The 20,283-nt window shown below is 64.4% G+C and carries 15 protein-coding genes; 9 read left to right on the top strand and 6 right to left on the bottom strand.

The features are described from left to right. Nucleotides 1–18: 18 nt before the first annotated feature. The 5 genes from QMX83_RS06350 to QMX83_RS06330 form a co-directional block, all read right to left on the bottom strand. Complete coding sequence (locus tag QMX83_RS06350; RefSeq protein WP_282295781.1) at nucleotides 19–735, bottom strand: FadR/GntR family transcriptional regulator; 717 nt, start codon at nucleotides 733–735, stop codon at nucleotides 19–21. A 99-nt stretch (nucleotides 736–834) separates the two neighbouring features. Further along, a complete protein-coding gene (locus tag QMX83_RS06345) occupies nucleotides 835–3,576 on the bottom strand; it encodes a TonB-dependent receptor (protein WP_282295780.1) in 2,742 nt (913 codons plus the stop codon). Nucleotides 3,577–3,650: 74 nt separating this feature from the next. Further along, on the bottom strand, nucleotides 3,651–4,799 hold the full coding sequence (locus QMX83_RS06340; RefSeq protein ID WP_282295779.1) for a cellulase family glycosylhydrolase: 1,149 nt from the start codon (nucleotides 4,797–4,799) through the stop codon (nucleotides 3,651–3,653). A gap of 114 nt (nucleotides 4,800–4,913) precedes the next feature. Continuing rightward, nucleotides 4,914–5,972 carry an aldose epimerase family protein gene (locus tag QMX83_RS06335; RefSeq protein ID WP_282295778.1) on the bottom strand — a complete coding sequence of 353 codons (1,059 nt, stop codon included), beginning with the start codon at nucleotides 5,970–5,972 and terminating at the stop codon, nucleotides 4,914–4,916. 181 nt (nucleotides 5,973–6,153) lie between these two features. Continuing rightward, nucleotides 6,154–7,107, bottom strand: coding sequence for a 2-dehydro-3-deoxygalactonokinase (locus tag QMX83_RS06330; RefSeq protein WP_282295777.1), 954 nt, complete (start codon nucleotides 7,105–7,107; stop codon nucleotides 6,154–6,156). A gap of 106 nt (nucleotides 7,108–7,213) precedes the next feature. Here QMX83_RS06330 and QMX83_RS06325 point away from each other — a divergent pair, with 106 nt between their 5' ends. The 3 genes from QMX83_RS06325 to QMX83_RS06315 all read left to right on the top strand — a co-directional run bounded on the left by QMX83_RS06325 (nucleotide 7,214) and on the right by QMX83_RS06315 (nucleotide 9,242). Then, complete coding sequence (locus QMX83_RS06325) at nucleotides 7,214–8,209, top strand: glycoside hydrolase family 43 protein (RefSeq protein ID WP_282295776.1); 996 nt, start codon at nucleotides 7,214–7,216, stop codon at nucleotides 8,207–8,209. A 158-nt stretch (nucleotides 8,210–8,367) separates the two neighbouring features. Beyond that, entirely contained in the window at nucleotides 8,368–8,709 is a 342-nt protein-coding gene (locus QMX83_RS06320; RefSeq protein ID WP_282295775.1) for a hypothetical protein, read from the top strand. A 29-nt stretch (nucleotides 8,710–8,738) separates the two neighbouring features. Beyond that, on the top strand, nucleotides 8,739–9,242 hold the full coding sequence (locus QMX83_RS06315) for a hypothetical protein (RefSeq protein ID WP_282295774.1): 504 nt from the start codon (nucleotides 8,739–8,741) through the stop codon (nucleotides 9,240–9,242). A gap of 163 nt (nucleotides 9,243–9,405) precedes the next feature. Here QMX83_RS06315 and QMX83_RS06310 read toward each other — a convergent pair whose 3' ends face one another. Then, complete coding sequence (locus tag QMX83_RS06310) at nucleotides 9,406–10,482, bottom strand: LacI family DNA-binding transcriptional regulator (RefSeq protein ID WP_282295772.1); 1,077 nt, start codon at nucleotides 10,480–10,482, stop codon at nucleotides 9,406–9,408. 296 nt (nucleotides 10,483–10,778) lie between these two features. On the opposite strand from QMX83_RS06310, the gene QMX83_RS06305 reads away from it, so the two are divergent. From QMX83_RS06305 to xylA, 6 genes are all read left to right on the top strand, one after another. Then, the gene (locus QMX83_RS06305; protein ID WP_282295771.1) at nucleotides 10,779–13,922 is read left to right on the top strand and encodes a TonB-dependent receptor; all 3,144 of its coding nucleotides are present in this window, start codon (nucleotides 10,779–10,781) and stop codon (nucleotides 13,920–13,922) included. 81 nt (nucleotides 13,923–14,003) lie between these two features. Continuing rightward, entirely contained in the window at nucleotides 14,004–14,759 is a 756-nt protein-coding gene (locus QMX83_RS06300) for a SapC family protein (RefSeq protein WP_282295790.1), read from the top strand. A gap of 3 nt (nucleotides 14,760–14,762) precedes the next feature. Continuing rightward, a complete protein-coding gene (locus QMX83_RS06295) occupies nucleotides 14,763–15,782 on the top strand; it encodes a cupin-like domain-containing protein (RefSeq protein WP_282295770.1) in 1,020 nt (339 codons plus the stop codon). Between the two features lie 12 nt (nucleotides 15,783–15,794). After that, nucleotides 15,795–17,324: a tryptophan halogenase family protein gene (locus tag QMX83_RS06290; RefSeq protein WP_282295769.1), complete on the top strand. Its 1,530-nt coding sequence runs from the start codon at nucleotides 15,795–15,797 to the stop codon at nucleotides 17,322–17,324. Nucleotides 17,325–17,388: 64 nt separating this feature from the next. Further along, a complete protein-coding gene (gene xylB, locus QMX83_RS06285; protein WP_282295768.1) occupies nucleotides 17,389–18,882 on the top strand; it encodes a xylulokinase in 1,494 nt (497 codons plus the stop codon). Nucleotides 18,883–18,927: 45 nt separating this feature from the next. Next, nucleotides 18,928–20,262, top strand: a complete 1,335-nt coding sequence (gene xylA, locus QMX83_RS06280; protein WP_282295767.1) for a xylose isomerase — start codon at nucleotides 18,928–18,930, stop codon at nucleotides 20,260–20,262. The last annotated feature ends 21 nt before the right edge of the window (nucleotides 20,263–20,283 follow it).

Here is a 20,283-nt window from a genome sequence, read left to right as displayed (position 1 = left end):
GCGCGCATGGGATTTCCTCTAGCGGGGGGGCTTCTTGGAAGCGCGCGCACCCTTCAGGTTGGCGCGCGAGTCGGCAATCATGTCCAGCATGGCGGCGCGCGCCGCTTCCGGATCCTTCAGCCGGATCGCGTCGTACACGTCGAAGTGACGCGGCAGCGAATACTTGAAGTCCTTCGCGGTCTGCGCCGAGAGCAGGAAGAACGTGCCCAGCGCGGCGTCGATCACCGAGAACAACGAACCCAGCAGTTCGTTGTTGGTCGCTTCCAGCACGCTCTCGTGGAAGGCCAGGTCGGCCTTGGCCCAGGCGTCCTGGTCGGTCGCATCGGCCATGGCCTGGTAGGCGGCCTTGATCTTCGCCAGCTGCGCGGGCGAACGACGCTGCGCGGCCGAGGCGGCGGCGGCCGGCTCGATCACCTCGCGCATCTCCACCAGCTTCTCCACGAAGTCCTGGGTGGGCATCAGCGCACAGCGCCACGCCAGGATGTCGCTGTCCAGCTGCTTCCAGTGCCGCGGCTCGCGGACCCGCGAACCGGTTTTCTGCTTGGTTTCGATCAGCCCCTTGGAACCGAGTACCTTCAACCCCTCGCGCAGCGCCGACCGGCTGACCGACAAGGTCTGCGCCAGTGTTTCTTCCTTGGGCAGGAATTCGCCCGGCTGAAGTGCGCCGCTGATGATCCGCTGCCCGATTTCCTGGGCGACCTGGTCGTACAGATTGCGTACCTCGATCCGTTTCACGGGTGCCCCTTTGGCCTGGTGCGCCGCAGATTGCGGTCACTCCTATTATCCGACAAAAGGGCGAGGGCAGGGGTGTTGCAATGTTCAGGTGCTCGCTCATTACAGTTTGAACCGGAAGCCCAGGCCGAAAGTCTTGTCCTGGTAACGGATGTCACGCGGGCGCGAGTCACCATTGCCCCAGAACTGGTGCAGGTTGTTGCCGAGCAGGTTGGTCGCCGACAGCACCACGGTCGCGCGCGGGGTGACGTCGTAGCTCACCGAGAAGTCCAGCGAGCTGGCCGGCTCCACCTGATCTTCGGTGCCCGCCACGGTGGGCTGGGTGAAGAAGTCGATGTAGCGGCTGCGATAGCCGTAGGCGAGGCGGGCGGAGAGGCCGAAGTTCTCGTAGAACAGCACGGCGTTGTAGTTGTTCTTGGAGACGTTCTGCAGCGGGCGGGAGATCACCGGGCCACCGATGAACTCCGGCGACTTGGTGTCCCCCTCGATATAGGTGTAGTTGAACTGCGCACCCAGGCCGCTCCAGGCCCCCGGCAGGAAGTCGAAGGTCTGCTGGTAGGCGAACTCCACACCCTGCAGGTGGCCACTACCGGCGCTCTGCGGCGAGGACAGCTCGTACTCTTCGCCGGCGATGACCACGTTGCTGATGTAGTTCTGGATGTAGCCGTCGATGTCGCGGTAGAAGATGCCGGCGCTCATGTAGCCCACCGGCGAGAAGTACCACTCCAGCGACATGTCGTAGTTGGTCGACTCGATCGGGCTCAGGTCCGGGTTGCCACTGCTGGCGGCACCGGCGCGGTTCACCGTGCCCGGGTTCAACGAGATCGACGGATTGAGCGCGCCGAAGTCCGGATAGCTCAGGGTCTTGGCCGCCAGGACGCGCAGCTGCCACTCCTCGTTGAAGTGCAGGTTCAGGCTGGCGTTGGGCAGGGTGTTGGTGTCTTTGGTCTCGCGGGTGATCGCGCTGTAGATGCCGGTGCTGGCATCGAACGAGTACGCGTTCAGTTCGCGCTTGATCTGCTCGGCACGCACGCCGACCAGGCCATCCACGCGCAGGCCGAACAGGTCGAAGTCATACTTCGTCTGCAGGTAACCTGCGGACTTGCGCTCCTGGATGTCGAAGAAGCGACCCGGGTTCTCCTCAGCCAGCCCCGCCGGCAGGCCGTAGTAGGCGCGCAGCTCGTCCGCATTGCCAATCAGGTAGTCATAGCACGGCGTCAGGAAGGACTGGCTGAGCGCCGAGTTGCCGCGCTTGGAGCAGAAGAAGCTGTTGGCCGGGAACAGGCCCACCACCTGGTTGGCCGGATTCGGCGTCGCCGTGATGTTGCCGGTGCCGGCACCGCCCGGCGGCGGCGTGCTGATTTCCACGCTGCCCTTGGCGCTGGCGGTGCGGTCGGCGTAGCGCAGGCCGAACTGGATGTTGGCAATCGGGCCGTCGAGGAACTCGAACACACCGTCACCGCGCCAGCTGTTTTCTTCACCGCGCGACTCGCCCCAGGTCTGGAACAGGCCGTTGAGGTAGAAGCGCGACGGATCCATGGCCGGCTCACCGGCGAGGTACCAGTTCTGGTGCTTGCCCGAGGTACCGTCCCAGATGGTGGTGATCGGTCCGCTCATGAAGGTGTCGATGATGAAGTTCTCATCGCGGTAATAACCCGAGGTGCGCGTCACTTCCGTGGACAGGCGCAGCTGGTCGCCGCGCCACTTGAAGCCCAGCGCGTTCTGGATGTCCTGGCCGCGCTGCTTGTGCGCCTGGGTGCTGCTGGCGGCGTAGGTGTCACCGGTCCAGGAGCCGCTGGTGGCGTCGCAGATGGTCTGTCCTTGGAGTGCGCCCGCCAGCTGGTTGGCGTAACAGTTGCCGCCGACCTGCAGGCTGCTCGGCGGGACGACGCCGACCGGGAAGCTGAACAGGAAGGCCTGGTCGTAGTTGTCACGCACGTAGTCGTACAGACCCTCGACGTAGACCTCGGTGTTCTCGGTCGGCTTCCACTGCAGGGCGTAGTTGAACGCGCTGCGGTCTCGGTCACCGTGGTTGTAGTTGGTGCCCCAGCCATTCGGTGCGGCGATCAGGTTGCCCGCATCGGTCCGCATCGGCGTGCCGTCGGGGTTCTCCAACACCTTCGGGAAGTCGCCCCACACCGCATCGTAGGCGTAGCGCTTGCCGATGTAGCCGACGTTGATCATGGCGCCGAACTCGCCGGCGTCGGTATCCCAGCGGTTGCTCAGCATCAGACTGGCAGACGGGTCGACGTCGCCGCCGTACTTGCTGTGGGTGCCGGTGACGGTGCCTGCAATCTCCAGACCGTCGAAATCCAGTGGACGGCGCAGTTCGATGTCCACCAGGCCGGCAATGCCACCCAGCGGCAGGCTCGCCTCGCTGCTCTTGTAGACGTTGAGGCTCTTGATCGCTGTCGCCGGCAGGTTCTGGAAGGCATAGCCACGACCGGAACTGCTGAAGATCTCACGACCGTTGAGCGTGCTGATCACGTTGGGCAGGCCGCGGATCACCACGCCGGTGGTTTCGCCCTGGTTGCCCTGCGCGATCTGGACGCCGGTGACACGCTGCAGGGCGTCGGCCACGCTGTTGTCGGGCAACTTGCCGATGTCTTCGGCCACGATGGAGTCGACGACCATCGCCGCCTCCTGCTTGATCGTCTGTGCGGTCTGCAGACTCTGGCGCAGGGCGGTCACGGTGACCGTGTCCAGATCGATGGCGGTCTGCTGGCCAGCCGGCGGGGTGGCGTTGTCGGCCGCACCTGCCTCCTGGGCCTGCGCCAGCGCGGGCAGGGTCAGGGCAGTGAAGATGGCCAGTGAAAGCAGGGTGCGGGAAGAACTGCGGGTCATGTCGGTCTCTCCGGATTCCGGAAAACGAGCGCGGATGGGTGGCCCGCCGCCGATGAGGGGCGGGCGGTCAGGTGTCAGAAGGCAGGTACGTTCTTGCGTGGGGTCTTGGCGAGCTGGCGGAACAGTTCCGCCTCGCGGGCCCGGTAAGGCGTGCCGTCCGCATTGAGCAGGTCGTGGAACCACATGGTCGGCGGCTCCATCGTGTACGGGCGCTGCCAGCTGTCCCACGGGAAGCGGGTCTGGATCGCACCATCGACGAAGCCCCAGTTGATCATGCCGATGTTCTCGCGGCGGGCGATGGGCAGGATGGTGTCCACGTTGGAGCCGTTGCCGCGCGCCAGCCACTCGGTGCAGATCAGCGGACGGCCGTACTTGCGCAGCTGGGCAATCCGCGAGACGAAGGCTTCAGGCTGTTCGTAGTTGTGGAAGGTGATCACGTCGGACTGCTCCAGCTGTGTGCGCTGGATCGAGGTGAGCGAGGCGGCACCCGGCGACCAGTCGTCGCCGATCCACACGCCGCTGGTCAGCGGCTGCGCCGGCTTCTTCGAACGCGCCCAGTCAAAGATCTTCGGCAGCAGCTCGGCGATGCGTTCCTGCTCGCCCTTCAGCTGCTTGTCCATGTAGTTGCCGCCACCGGGGTTGTCCGGCTCGTTCCACAGGTCCCACGCGAGTACACGCTTGTCATTGGCGAAGTGACCGATGACGCCTTCCACATAAGCCTGGAAGTGTGCGTCGTTGGCCCGGTCGACCAGCATGTGGCGGCTCGGGCTCTGCACCCAGCCGGAGTTGTGCACGCCGGGAATGGGGCGGCGCTGCGCGCCCAGGGCCGGATCCGGATCCCAGCAGCTGTCGAACAGCACCAGCATCGGCTTGATGCCATGCTTCTCGGCGATGCTCAGGAAAGTGTCCACGCGCTTCAGGAAGCCCTGCGGGTCCTGCTGCCAGAGCAGATCGTGCAGATACACACGCATGGTGTTCATGCCGAACTGCTGCTTGGCCCAGCCGAGTTCGCGATCAATCGCGGCGGGATCGAAGGTCTCGGCCTGGAACATTTCCAGCTGGTTGATCGCGTTGGAGGTGGTGTAGTTCGCACCGACCAGCCACTCCTGCTTGGCGTACCACGCATCGGCTTCAGTCGGGGTCCAGCGCGCACCGTCGCTGGCCTGTGCCAGGGGAGCCACGGCGAGCATCGTCGCCAACAAGGGGGTAAGCCACTTACGCATGAGGTGCATCTCCTTCAGTCATGAGCTGCCCGTCCCGGTGGTCACCGGGAGGCGGGCGGTACGTGTCAGGTCGTGGGTCCGGCGCGTGGGCCGGCAGCGTCAGGCCGCGCGTGATCAGCGGCGCTTGGGTGATTTCGTGTCGGTGGTGAAGTCGTAGATGATGCGGTTGACGTAGGTCTGACCCGGCTCAAGCCGCGCGGAGCCAAACGCCGGCTGGTTGGGTGTGTCCGGGAACAACTGCGGTTCCAGTGCGATCGCATCGCCCTGGCGGTAGACGCGGCCGCTCTTGCCTACCGTGCCGCCGTCGAGGAAGTTGCCCGAATAGAACTGCAGACCCGGCTGGGTCGAGAGCAGGGTCATCACGCGACCGGAGCGTGGGTCATGTACGCGCGCGACTTCACGCGGCTCACGCGTGGCGGTTTTGCTGATCACCCAGTTGTGGTCGTAGCCACGGCCGTGCAGCAGTTGCGGTTCGTCGCCACGACGCAGGTCGCGGCCAATCGGCTTGGCGGTGCGGAAATCAAACACCGTGCCTTCCACCGGCTGCAGCACGCCGGTGGGGATGAGGGTGGCGTCCACCGGCGTGTAAGCAGCGGCCGGGATCGTCAGCTCATGCTCCATCGCCGAGCCGGTGCCCTCACCGGACAGATTCCAATAGGCATGGTTGCTGAGGTTGACGATGGTCGGTGCGTCGGTGGTGGCGCTGTAGATGATTTCCAGGCGGCCATTGCCTTTCAGCGCATAGGTGGCGGTCACGGTCAGCGTGCCCGGGAAGCCCTGATCCCCATCCGGGCTGATGTGCTGCAGCGTGGCGTGGTCCGCAGTGGCTTCGACCACCTTCCAGACCACCTTGTCGAAGCCCTTCGTACCCCCGTGCAGGGCATTGACGCCATTGTTGACCGGCACCTGGTAGGTCTTGCCGTCCAGGGTGAAGCGGCCTTTGGCAATGCGGTTGGCAAAGCGGCCCACAATCGTGCCGAAGTACTGCGGGTTGTCCAGCGTGGCCTGCAGGGTGCCGTCACCGAGCAGCACGTCAGCGTACTTGCCATCGCGATCCGGCACTTCCAGCGAGTGCAGCGCGGCACCGAGGGTGATCACCCGTGCCTGCATGCCGCTGCCGTCGCGCAGCAGGATCGATTCCACCTGTGTGCCATCGGCTGTTTTACCAATCACGGTGCGCTCCTGCGCGCCTGCCGTCCCCACGGCAGAAAGCGCCAACATGCCGATCAACCCAGCCGCCTTTCCCTTCCCAGAAAGCATTGCGTCAGACCCCACTCGATGTCGTGGAGCGTACAAAAACATATAATCAGACAATACGCACGTTGCGACGCAGCAAGCAATGTGGGCCAATCGCTCAGCGCGGTGCCGACGCCATTGCATGGATCGCCGCAAACCCACGCACCACCGCATCCGCCGACGCCACGCCGCGCGACTCAACCCCCAGCTCGCTCAACGCCGCCTGATACATCACCGTCACCGGCCCCGAGCCCACCACCGGTAGCGCCGGCCGTTGGCCGGCCCTCGCATCACGATCACCAAGCGCCGGAAACAACCCCATCGCATCCCCAATCTCCGCCCCCACCAACACCCCACGAAGGTACGAACTCGAGTCCGCACGCTCCAACATCCCCCGAATCACCCGCGCGCGCACGCCAAACAACAAAGCACCCAGCCCCAGCGCCCCCTTTGCCCCCCCGCGTACGCCCTCAAGGAAAGCCGGCCCGACCGCACCAGGCCCCTCCAGCACAGAAGCCAGCAAACCACCGCCAGCCAGCCGATCAAACAGCTCCCCGGACATCGCCGTCATGAAGCTTTCCACTTCACCGGACCGGAGCTGTATCCACTTCGTATGCGTGCCGGGCAGGGCGACGATGGCATCAGCGCCAATCGCTCCGTCACTGAGCAACCCCAGCAGCTCCGTCTCCTCACCGCGCATCACATCCGGCGCACCGTCCAGCGAGCGCACGCAGGCCATGCCAGGCACGATGCGCAGCGCGAGACTGCCGATCCGCGTTTCGACGAGTTGCTGTGCCACCACGTCAACGCCTGCAGGGCAGGCCACATAGCCGGCATCCACCCAGCCCACATTCGATCCGATCATGCCGGCAGCGTAGGCGTGTTGCGCGTGCGGCCAGCGCGCCCGGAGACTGTCGGCCGCGATCACCATGCCCTCGCGCGACAGTGTCGCCACGCCCGCAGGTTCTTCGTGCGCATCGAGCACCGCTCCACCCGGCGTGATCAGATACGCCCGCAGATTCGAGCTGCCCCAGTTGATGCCGATGATGTTGTCGTTCCCGTGATGCGCCATGTCTCCCTCCTCATAACAGCGGCAGCGGTTGCCTATTGTCTGATTATATGGTTTCGTGTCGACGCTCTGGCAAGCCTGCCAGGTGGGTAACCCTGGGAGGGGAGACATGGTGCAAAGCACGCTTCGTGCGCTGATAGTGGCGGCGCTGCTGCAGGCCTCAGCAGGCGCTTCGGCGCTGGATCTGGCGCAGGCCAATCCGCTGCTCGACTCCGGCCCGGACCCGTGGATTGTCCGCGACGGGCAGGTGTTCTATTACATGGGCACGCACGGAGATCGTCTGGCAATCCGCGCCACGACGGACCTTGCCAGGTTGAACGAAGCACCGGAGATCACCGTTTGGCGGCCACCGGCCACTGGCACCAACGCGAAATCGATCTGGGCTCCGGAGCTGCATCGCATCGACGGCAAGTGGTACATCTACTACACGGCCGCCGCCAGTGACGCACCCGAAGGCAAAGAAGACGCGCATCGTGGCGTGTTCGTGCTGGAGAACAGCAGCGCCGATCCCACGAATGGCACCTGGAAGGATCGCGGCCGCCTGGCTACCGCGCAGCCCGGCATCGACGGCACCACGTTCACCACCGGCGGCAAGCGCTACTTCGTGTACTCGCCCTATGTGGGACCGGACAGCGTGCTGGCCATCGTGGCGATGAAGAATCCCTGGACCCTGTCTGGCAAGGAGACGATCATCGCGCGTCCTGATCAGGCGTGGGAACGGCAGGGTGGGCGGCAGATTCTGGAAGGGCCGGAGTTCCTGCAGGGTCCGAACGGTGATCTGTTCCTGACCTACTCGGGTAGCGCCTGCTGGTCCGACGGTTACGCTATTGGGCTGCTACAGGCCAAGCCGGGGGCGAACCCGCTCGATGCCAAGGCGTGGACAAAGGCCGCGCGTCCCATCCTTGAGAAGAATCCGGCCGGCAACGTACACGCGCCCGGCCACAACGGCTTCTTCCAGATGGACGACGGCACCGCCTGGATCGTGTACCACGCCAACCCCGGCCCGGAGATGGGCTGCACCGGCAAACGCTCGCCGCGCATCCAACCGGTGCATTGGGACGAGAAAGGCAAGCCGGTGCTTGACCCGCCGGTCGGGCGTAGTTGAGGTAGCGCCGGCCGTTGGCCGGCCCTCCGCACGCCCAATCCGTTCTCCACGCTTCAACCACCTGCTACGCTGGCCTTCCCGACACGGATGTCCAGGCCCGGCCCATGCGCAACGCAGTGCTCAAACTCATCGTGGCCCTCATCAGCGTACCTGCCTGCATGCTGCTCACCGGCATCACCCAGAACGGCATTTTCATGCTCGGCTCGCTGGTGGGTTTCATCCTCAGCATCCTGTGGATCCTCGATCTGAAGCGGCAACTCCAGGCGCAGCCGGAAGGTGGAACGGGGCAGCGCGTGACCCTGGCCGTGCTGGCCATCCCGCAGGCGCTGCTCGGCCTGACAGCGCTCGCCATCGGAATGGCCATCATCGGCTGGATCCTCTACAACCTGCTGGTCGAGCGCCAGCCGCAGTTCGTTTTCCATCTGGTGGCACTGCCCGTGCCGTTTGCATTGGTGGTGTTCGGCACGAAGTGTTTGAAGGGTGCGTTCGGGCGTGACTGATACGATCGACGAGGCGGAGCGATTGGCCCATGAAGAAAAGCACTTGTATCTGCATCGTACTAGCGATGATTGCTGCACCTGTGGTCGCTGAATCGGAATCGTCCGGCCGCGAGTGGATTCCCGCGGGAAAGCGCGATCTGAAGCAGGATAAATGGAGGAGTGAATCCCCTACGGGATACATCCGGGTGACACTGGATATGGATGGTGACGGTCTGCCGGACGAGGCGGTTCTGGTGACCAGTTCAGACGGCACTGAATCGGGGGTGCGCATCTGCCTGAATGCCAAGGGTCCGAAGCCAGAGTCTCGTTGCCAGATTGTGGGGGCAGGCCCCAATGCCCAGTCCATCATGGGCGTAGCCAAGCGCCCCCCAGGCTGCCATCTCTTCACCGAAAATGAGAGGACGGGCGAGGAAGATGGGAAGATCTGCAGCAAGGTGGACGTTCTAGACTATTTCAGGTTCGGAAGCTCGGGATCTTTCTTCCGATATGACAGCAAGTCGAGACAGTTTAATCGGTACTGGGACTCGGATTGAGAGGAGGCATGGGAGGCGTGCCCCGGACGGCCCACCAACCAGTCGGTAGAGCCACGCCCTGCGTGGCTGCTCGCGGTATCCGAAAGGCTCGAAGCCCGTAGTGACACGTCATGCGTGTCAATGCGCGGCCTGACACGCGGTCGTAGCCACGCAGGGCGTGGCTCTACGGCTTCGAAACGGATCCCCGCGTGATCAGCCGGTGCGGCAGCACCCGGTTGATGATGCCGCGTTCTGAACCGGGCGTCCGCCGGATCTCGCGCAGCAGGATGTCGATGGCGGTGTCCGACATCTCCGCCACCGGCTGATGCAGGGTGGTCAGTTCCGGCCAGACCATGGTCGACGCCGAGGTGTCATCAAAGCCCACCACCGAAAGGTCGCCCGGCACATTCAGCCCGCGCCGATGCGCCACGGAGACCACTGCGGATGCCATGTCGTCATTGCTGGCAAAGATGGCCGTGGGGCGGTGTCGCAGCGACAACAGCCTTTCGGCCGCCTGCAGCCCGGATCGATAGGTGAAGTTACCGGGTTGTACAACGCTGTCATCGAAGGGAATGCCGGCGGCGGACAGGGCATCCAGATAACCCAGCCAGCGGTGCGCGCTGGCGGTCTGGTTGGGGTCACCCTTGATGTAACCGATACGCCGGTGTCCGTGCGCGATCAGATGGGTCACCATTTCGTAACTGGCGCGATGGTCATCGATGCGAACGCACGAGACCTTGTCGCTCAGGTGGCCCGATGCCAGCGCCACCACCGCGATGCCGGCCTGGACGAATTCATTGACGATCGCCCGCGACTCACACAGCGGCGGCGGCAGGATGACGCCGGCGACGTTGTCGGCCAACTGACGTGCCGCTTCGCGACGCGCCTTGGCATCCAGCCCGTCCCAGGTGGCGATCATCAACTGCGCCGCAACCCTTGTAGAGCCTCGCAGCGCGCCCACCAGCAGTTCCCGCAGGTAGCTGGAGCTGGGGTTGGTGTAGATCAAGGCGATGCAGGTGTGCTGTGCCGCCGCCAGCGCACTGGCGGCCGCGTTGGGGCGGTAGTCCAGTTCACGCACGCTGCGCATGACGCGGTCGCGATTGTTCTCGCGCACGCTGGCATGGCCATTCATTACACGCGAAACCGTCATGGCCGAGACTCCGGCATGCGCGGCAACTTCATCGATGGTGATTGCACTCGCTTTTCGACGGACCACTTTGCTGCTGTTTTTCACGCAATGGGTTCCTTTGCTGCGCTGCATGATGACAAGCAAGTTACCGGGTGATTAGTCTGCGCCCTGACGTGATGGTAGCGCTACCACTGAGACAGGGTAAGACTCAGCACTGTGCCCCCCAATGCCATGCGGTCGATCTGGCAGTTCTGAAAGCGAGTTGAGTCGCAGTTCGTGCAAAGCGCGCTGCGATGTTCGGTGTGGAAGACGGGCATCGCCCGTAAGTGGCCCCCGGAAGGGGCGATACATCCATTCGATCGTATGTCAGAGGGGAGAGTCATGAGTGCTTGTGCTTTCCGTCGTTCCGCGCAGCTGAGGGCCCGTTCATGAGCCGCACGCTGGCGAAGTTCAAATCCAGGGCCATGTTCACCTTCGTGGGTGGCGTGCTGGTCATCAACCCCGCATTCAGTCAGGAAGCGTCGACGCCGGAACCGGCTCCGGCTCCGGCTGCCCAGCAGCAGGCGCAGGCCAGCCCGACGCAGCTGGACACCGTGCAGGTCACCGGTATCCGCAACAGCCTCAGCCAGGCGATGGACATCAAGCGTGACTCGGCGGGCGTGGTGGACGCGATCAGTGCCGAGGACATCGGCAAGTTCCCGGACACCAACCTGGCCGAATCGCTGCAGCGCATTACCGGTATCTCCATCGAGCGTCGCGACGGTGAAGGTGCCCAGGTCACTGCGCGTGGCTTTGGTCCCCAGTTCAACATGGTGACCCTCAACGGGCGCCAGATGCCCGGTGCCGACGCCTTCGGTGCGGCAGGGCAGGTGGCCATCGGCGGTATTGATGGGGGTACCCGCGCCTTCAACTTCGCCCAGCTCGCGGCCGAAGCCATCAATGGCATCGAGGTCTACAAGACCAGTCAGGCCAACGTGCCCAGCGGTGGCATTGGTGCGACGATCAATATCCTGACCGCGCGCCCGTTCGACCACAACGGCATGGTGGCCAGTGCAGGAGCCAAGGCGGTCTACGACGACAGCCAGCCGTTCGACAACGATCTCACCCCTGAGCTGTCCGGTATTTTCAGCTACAGCAATCCGGACAAGACCTGGGGCGTGGGCGTCAGCGCCAGCTACCAGAAGCGCAAGGGTGGCTCGGTACAGGCCACCAACAACTACTGGAACATCCAGCCTTGGACCGGCACGATGCCGGGCAATCCGACCGTGACCAATGCACCGGCGGTGGGCGCGCTGTACGGACGTCCCAACGACCTTCGCTACGCCTTTGCCGAGTTCGAGCGTGAACGCATCAACGGGCAGGCGGTGCTGCAGTTCGCCCCCACCGACGCCATCACCCTGACTTTGGATTACACCTATTCGACCAACGAAATCGAAGAGAATCGTGGCGAGCAGGGCATGTGGTTGCAGAACAGCAACTACACCGACGTCACTTTCGATACCAGCGGTGCGGTTGCCACGCCGGTGTATATCCGCGAAATCGCGGGTACGAAGGACTTCGGGCTTGAACAGCAGCGCAGCATGCAGAAGTACAAGCTGGGTTCGCTGGGCTTCAACGCGGTATGGAACGTCACCGACCGCTTCAAACTGAGCTTCGACGCGCACAATTCGAAGAACGAAAGCCTTCCGAACGATCCGCTCACCGGCGGCGGCTCCATCTTCTCCAGTATCGCCGGTACCAACAACTGCACCACCGGACCGCATTGCGGTGGCTCGTGGGTGCAGGAAATGGTCTTCAACAACGGCCTGCCGGTGGGCACCCAGGTCTGGTATCCGACCACGGCTGACGCCATCGCCAAGACCAACGGCGTGGTCAACCCGGGTTTCGTGCCGGGCGAAATCGGCTCGCAGGTGCTGCGCATCAACTCGCAGACCCAGATCAGTGAGATCAAGCAGGGTCGCGTCGACGGCGAATGGAGCTTCGACAAGGGTCGCTTCCAGTTTGGCGTCGACACCAGCAAGCAGACGACCCACCGCATCCAGGCGGAGGAGAACTACAACACCCTGGGCGACTGGGGCGTGGCCAATGTTGACGGTGACGTCGCCAACGGGCTGATGGATCTGCTGCAGCCGGTGAACATCGTCGGCCTGTTCGACGACTTCAGCGCCAACAGCTTCACCGCCTGGCGCGGCGATGCCGGCCGGATCGCGCAGTGGGCGGCGAACAACTACGGCGCCAGCCTGGGCGTCAGTCCGAAGAACGCAGCCGACAACTTTGTGGAGGAAAAGACCAAGTCGGCCTATTTCCAGATCGAGCTGGACGGCGAACTGGGGGGCATGCGCACCAATACGCGGTTGGGCGTGCGCTATGAAACCACCGATGTGGTGTCGACCTCGATCATCGCCATTCCCGATGCCATCGAGTGGCAGTCGAACAACGACTTCCGCGTGGTGCTGTCCGACGAGAAACAGCCGTTCACCGAGAAGAACAAGTACAGCTACATCCTGCCCAATCTCGACTTCAGCATCGACCTCATGGACGACCTGAAGGGGCGCGTCTCGTTCGGCAAGAGCATCGCGCGTGCGCCGATCGGCAACCTCTATGCAGGCCCGACCGCACAGCAGCCGTTCGGCTCGGTACTGATCGATCCGTCGGTGCGGGCCAGCGGCACGGCACAGAACCCGCAGCTGAAGCCACTGGAATCCGACAACCTGGATCTGGCGCTGGAGTGGTACTTCGCAGACGCCAGCTATGTGTCGTTGACGTACTGGAACAAGCAGGTCGACAACTTCATCGGCAATACCATCGTGCAGGAGAACCTGTACGGCCTGCGTGATCCCACCTCCGGTCCGGATGCGCAGGCGGCTCTTGCCTTCCTGACCAGTGGTGCATGCGTCACCCAGGTGGGGGCGGCCAATGCAGCGGCCTGTAATGCCAACGACACCGCACTGTTCACCGCACTCGCGCTGCTGCGCAACAATCCGGCCGGGTTGGGGGCTTACGACGGCACCGATGCGCAGGTTCTGGCCACCGAGGCAGCCTACGACCTGTATGGCACGGCGGCCGATCCGCTGTACCAGTTCAACGTCAACCGTCCCATCAACCAGAACCAGTCCAAGCTGCATGGCTGGGAACTGGGCGGGCAGTACTTCTTCGGCGACACCGGGTTCGGCGTGCTGGCCAACTACACCATCGTCAACGGCGACGTGGGCTACAACGATGCGGGTGATCCCAACATCGACCAGTTCTCGCTGACCGGCCTGAGCGATACCGCCAACGCGATGCTGATGTACGAAAAGTATGGCTGGTCGGTGCGCCTGGCCTGGAACTGGCGCGACGAGTACCTGATCCTGGCCAACCAGGGTGCCAGCCGAAATCCGTACTATGTAGAAGAGTACGACCAGTGGGATCTCAGTGTGAACTACACCCTGAATGACAACTGGTCGTTCGGCCTGGAAGCGATCAACCTGACCGGTGAGGACGTGCGTTGGCGTTCGCGCACCTCGCAGATGATCGTGAAACTGGCTGACCAGAGTCCGCGTTACATGCTGGGCGTTCGCTACCGGTTCTGATCCGGGTAGTGGATGGCAACACGGTGCCGCCGTCTCGGCGGCGGCACCTTCGCTGGGTTCCTGATCGAATCGGACGACACCATGCCGCGTTACGAAATGCTCAACAACATCGCTCACCGTGACCTGCGTGTAGCCACCGGGTTCGGGCCCGAGTTTGGTGACGCGGTGGGCATGGTGCCGGCGTATCCGAGTGAGTTCGCAGAACTGCAGCGCGAGTACCCGATCTTCCTGCGCAGGGACACCGCATCCGGCGAATGGCAGTCGGTGGTGCTGCTCGGCTTCGAGCAACATGAGAATCTGTACCTGCAGGATGGCCGTTGGAACGCCTCCTACCTGCCGGGCGCGGCAGCCAAGGGGCCGTTCCTTATTGGATTCCAGGAGCAGCGCATTGACGGGGCACTGTCCCAGGAAGCGGTGCTGCACGTGGACCTGGATCATCCGCGGGTGTCGTCCGTGCAGGGTGAGCCGGTATTCCTGCCGCAGGGCGGAAACACGCCGTATCTGGACCATATTGCCGGCGTACTGCGCGGCATCCACGATGGGCATGCGTATGGCACGCAGATGTTCGCGGCACTCGACGCCAGAGGGTTGATCCAGCCGGTGGCGCTTGACGTGCAGATCGACCCGCAGCACCGGGTGAACGTCAATGGGCTGCACGCCATCGACCGCGATCGGCTGGCCCAGCTGGACGGTGCGGCGCTGGCCGAACTCAATGTCGCTGGCTATCTCGAAGGCGTTTATCTGATCCTGGCATCGCTGCACAACATGCGGCGTCTGATCGCCGAGAAGCAGCGCCGGCTTCGCATGCAGGACGCCGCCGTGACCAGCAGGAACTGACCCATGCTGCACGGCGTTGCCATTCGCACACTGGAAGGGCTCGACCCGGCTGCACTGCCGCTGCAGGCGCTGGTTGCCGCGGGTGAGCCGGTGGTGCTGCGTGGCATCGCCCGTGAGTGGCCGCTGGTGCAGGCGGGGCAGCGTTCCAGCGAGGAGGCGATGGCCTGCCTGCGCGGATTCGACACCGGCGCGCCGGTGACCTATTCCTATGGCGGACCGGAGATCGAGGGGCGTCCGTTCTACACCGACGACTTCACCCGGTTGAACTTCGACGTCCGCCGCAGCGTGCTCAGCCAGGTGCTGGACGAGATCCGCGACACCTTCAGCGTGGCGCGGCCGCCCACCTACTACGTGGCTTCGCTGCTGATCGAGCGGGCACTGCCGGGTTTTGCGCCGGCCAATGACGCCGGACTGGCCGGGCAGGGCATCGACGCTACAGCCAGCATCTGGATCGGCAATCGGGTCACCGCGTCGTGCCACTACGATACCCCGGACAACCTGGCCTGTTGTGCCGTGGGGCGGCGGCGCTTCACGCTGTTTCCGCCGGAACAGATCGACAACCTGTACCCCGGGCCGCTGGAGCCCACCCCGGGCGGGCAGGTGGTCAGTGTGGTCGACTTTGACCGTCCGGACTTTGATCGTCATCCGCGTTTTCGCGATGCGATGGCGCATGCGCAGAGCGCGGTGCTGGAGCCCGGTGACGCGATCTTCATTCCCAGCATGTGGTGGCACCACGTGCGCAGCCTTGAGCCATTCAATGTGCTGGTGAACTACTGGTGGCGCAGCTCGCCGGCATACCTTTCCTCGCCGCTGCCGGCACTGCAGCACGCGATGTGGGCGCTGCGCGACCTGCCGCCGCGCGAGAAGCAGGCCTGGGCAAAGGTATTCGAGTATTACGTGTTTGGACCCGCCGAGCGTGCTGGGCAGCATCTGCCCGACGCGGCGCGGGGTGAGCTGGCACCGTTCGACGAGACGCTGGCGCGGCGGGTCCGCGCGCAGCTGCTGGGTCGACTCAACCGCTGACGGAGCAATGCCTTGAACGCTGCGCATACAACAGACGGACGGATCCGCAAGGTCGTCATTGCCGGCGGTGGAACGGCGGGGTGGCTGGCCGGTTGCGCGCTCTCCCATCAGTTCCGCGACCAGCTCGAGATCACCCTGGTTGAGTCGGAGCAGATTGGCACCGTGGGGGTGGGCGAATCGACCGTGCCGCCGATCCGCACGTTCCATCGGTTCCTGAACATCGACGAGCAGGAGTTCCTGCAGGCGGTCGCCGGTACGTTCAAGCTATCGATCTCGTTCGAGAACTGGCGTCGCCCCGGCGAGCGCTTCTTCCATCCGTTCGGGACCATCGGCCAGAGCACCTGGGCCACGCCGTTCCACCATTTCTGGCTGGACAGCCTGCGCCGCGGCATGCCGTCGGACCTCGGCGACTTCTGCCTGGAAAGTGTGGCCTCGCGCGATGACCTGTTCTCGCTCGCCACCCAGCCGCAGGTGAACTACGCCTATCATTTCGACGCCGGTCTGTATGCGAAATTCCTGCGCCGCCGGGCCGAAGCGCAAGGGCTGCGTCGGGTGGAGGGCAAGATCCGCGAAGTTCGACAGCACGCACATGACGGCGGGGTGCAGGCCCTGGTGCTGGAGGATGGCCAGGTGATCGAGGGCGACCTGTTCATCGATTGCACCGGCTTCCGTGGCGTGCTGACCGAGCAGACCCTGCATACCGGTTATGAAGACTGGAACGAATGGCTGCCGAGTGACCGCGCGGTGGCGGTGCAGACGGCGTCGGTGGCACCACCGGTGCCCTATACCCGCGCTATCGCACACGAAGCCGGCTGGCGTTGGCACATCGCGTTGCAGCACCGGGTAGGCTGTGGGCTGGTGTTCTCCAGCCGCCACATGTCCGATGACGAGGCGCAGGCCAAGCTGCTGCGCGACGTGCAGGGCGAGCCGCTGCGCGATCCCTGGCTGGTGCCGTTCCGCAGTGGCCGCCGCCTGAAAGCATGGAACCGCAATGTGGTGGCGCTTGGGCTGTCCAGCGGCTTCATCGAACCGCTGGAATCCACCAGCATCCACCTGACCATCAGCGCGGTGGTGCGCCTGATCCAGCTGTTCCCGTTCGACGGCATCAGTCCGACCCTGGTGAAGCTGTACAACGAGGTCAGCCAGCAGGAAATGGAGCATGTGCGGGACTTCATCATCCTGCACTACCACGCCACGCAGCGCGACGAGCCGATGTGGAAGGCCTGCCGCGAGATGCCGCTGCCCGAGTCGCTGGACATCCGGCTGCGGGCCTGGCGCGAGCGCGCGCATGCCTGGCAGGACCCGGGTGAGTTGTTCAGGGTCGACTCCTGGACCAGCGTGTTGATGGGGCAGGGCATCACGCCCGGTGCGCCGCACCCGCTGGCACGGGCGATCAGCGACGCGGACCTGCGCACGCTGCTGACCCGGATCCGCCAGCCGGTGCAGCAGGCGGTTGCGAACATGCCGTCGCAGGCGGCATTCATTGAGCAGTACTGCAAGGCCGCGCCCGCTGTGTGGCGGCCGGACCTGGCATTGGCCTGATCCACAGGCGCGCTGCCGTTCCAAATAGGTAGCGCTACCTTTTGACGACGTTGAGGTGGAATGGATGGAGCTGGTTGCAGGAATTGATGCGGGAACACAGAGCCTGAAGGTGGTGGTCTATGACCCTGCAGGGCGCAGCGTGGTGGCCCACGCCAGCGCGCCGCTCGACTTGAGCAGTGCCCCCGACGGCAGCCGCGAGCAGGACCCTGCGGCCTGGGTGGCGGCCCTGCGCAAATGCTTCGAGAACATTGATCCCGCGCTGTGCTCACGTATCGCGGCGCTGGCAGTCTCGGGTCAGCAACACGGCTTTGTTCCGGTGGACGCCGCCGGGCAGGTGCTGGCCCCGGCCAAACTGTGGTGCGACACCAGCACGTCGGCCGAGTGCCAGCAGATCATGGACAGCGTGGGTGGGGCCGGGGAGACCATTGCGCTGGCCGGCAACCCCATCCTCACCGGCTACACCGCCTCCAAGTTGCCCTGGACCAAGACCCATCGGCCGGAGGCGTATGCGCGCCTTGCGACCATCCTGCTGCCGCATGACTACCTGAATTTCGTGTTGACCGGCCAGCGCTTCTGCGAATACGGCGACGCGTCGGGCACCGGCTGGTTGGACGTGCGCAGCCGAACCTGGTCGACGCGGCTGCTGCGCGCGACCGATCCGGATCGCGACCTCGCCGACTGCCTGCCACCCATCGCGGCACCGGATGCCCTGTTCGACATCGACCCGGAGATGGCGGCCACACTCGGGCTGCCTGCCACGGTCAAGGTGGCCGTCGGTGGCGGCGACAACATGATGGCGGCCATCGGCACCGGGTGTGTGGTGCCCGGACGGCTGGCCATGAGCCTGGGCACGTCAGGCACGCTGTTCGCCTACTCCGACACACCCGTGGTCGATCCCGATGGTGCCTGGGCGGCATTCTGCTCGTCCACCGGCGGCTGGTTGCCGCTGATCTGCACGATGAACTGCACGGTGGTGACCGAGCAGGTTGCCACGGCGTTCGGCTTCAGCACGCGCGAGGGCGATGCCCACCTGCAGGCCACGCCGCCCGGTGCCAACGGACTGGTGATGCTGCCATTCCTCAATGGCGAACGCACTCCCGACCTGCCGCTGGGCAAAGGCGTGCTGGCCGGGTTGGACACCACCAATATGTCCGCCGCGCATCTCTATCGCGCTGCGATGGAAGGGGCGACCTACAGCCTCAAGTATGGCTATGACGCCTTTGTCCGCGCCGGTATGCGGTTCGAGCGCATCGTCCTGACCGGCGGTGGCAGCAACAGTGCGCAGTGGCGGCAACTGGTTGCCGATGTGTTCGGTCTGCCCGTGGACGTGCCGGTGCAGGCAGAAGGCGCGGCATTCGGTGCGGCTCTGCAGGCGTTGTGGGCGCTGGGTCAGTCACGTGGCGAGGCCGAGACCATCAGCGACATCACCGACCGCCACGCCGCACTCGACCCGGCGCTCTCTGCACAGCCAGACCCACAACGGATCCCCGCCTACGCGCAGGCGTACGCGCGGTTCCTTCGCTATCTCGACGCTGTCACGCCGCTGCAGCGCGGCTGATTCCCCCTTTTCGCGACACCTCGCACAACCACAGGAAGACGCATCATGAGCACGCAGCCCTTCATCGGCGCCAAGGAATACTTCCCCGGCATCGGCCGCATCCCGTTCGAAGGCCGCGGCTCGGACAATCCACTGGCCTTCAAGGTCTATGACGCCAACAAGGTCATCGGTGGCAAGACCATGCAGGAGCACCTGCGCTTTGCGGTGTGCTACTGGCATACCTTCTGCAATGCCGGGCACGACCCGTTCGGTCCGGGCACGCGACACTTCCCCTGGGAATCCACCTCGCCGATGGCAACCGCTGAAGCCAAGGTGGACGCGGCGTTCGAATTCTTCACCAAACTGGGCGTTCCGTACTGGTGTTTCCACGATATCGACCTGGCCCCGGATGCGGACGATGTGGGTCAGTACGAGAAGAATCTCAAGCACATGGTCGGGCTGGCCAAGCAGCGCCAGGACGCCACCGGCATGAAACTGCTGTGGGGCACCGCCAATCTGTTCTCGCACCCGCGCTACATGAATGGTGCCTCGACCAATCCGGACTTCGCCGTGGTGGCGCGCGCCGCTGTGCAGGTCAAGGCCGCGCTGGAAGCCACCGTCGAGCTGGGTGGCGAGCACTACGTGTTCTGGGGCGGTCGCGAAGGCTACGCGTCGCTGGTGAACACCCAGATGAAGCGCGAGGTCGATCACTTCGCCCGCTTCCTGACCATGGCCCGCGACTACGGTCGCAGCATCGGGCTCAAGGGCAACTTCCTGATCGAGCCCAAGCCGATGGAGCCGATGAAGCACCAGTACGACTTCGACAGCGCCACGGTGGCCGGCTTCCTCAAGGAACACGGGCTGGAGAAGGACTTCAAGCTCAACATCGAGGCCAACCATGCCACGCTGTCCGGCCACACTTTCGAGCACGACCTGCAGGTCGCCTCGGACCATGGTCTGCTGGGTAGCATCGATGCCAATCGGGGCAATGCACAGAACGGCTGGGATACCGACCAGTTCCCGACCGACCTCTACGACACCGTGGGCGCCATGCTGGTCGTGCTGCGCCAGGGCGGGCTGGAAGGCGGCTTGAACTTCGACGCCAAGGCGCGTCGTGAATCCACCGACATGGACGATCTGTTCATCGCGCACATCGGCGGCATGGATGCATTCGCCCGCGGTCTGGAAGTGGCCCACGCGCTGCTCAACGACTCGCCCTGGGAGCAGTGGCGCAAGGAGCGCTACGCCAGCTTCGACAGCGGTGCCGGTCAGCAGTTCGAGCGTGGTTCGCTCAGCCTGGTGGAACTGGCCGCGCTGGGGGCAAAGGGCGGCGAACCGCAGCAGATCAGCGGCAAGCAGGAACGCTACGAGAACCTGATCAACCAGTACCTGCTGCGCTGAGCGCGGCACCAAGGATGAAGC

Source organism: Stenotrophomonas sp. PS02289 (assembly GCF_029960115.1).
GTDB lineage: Bacteria > Pseudomonadota > Gammaproteobacteria > Xanthomonadales > Xanthomonadaceae > Stenotrophomonas.
The sequence above is the reverse complement of the archived record's forward strand: the minus strand, read 5'-3'. Positions and strand labels throughout refer to the sequence as shown.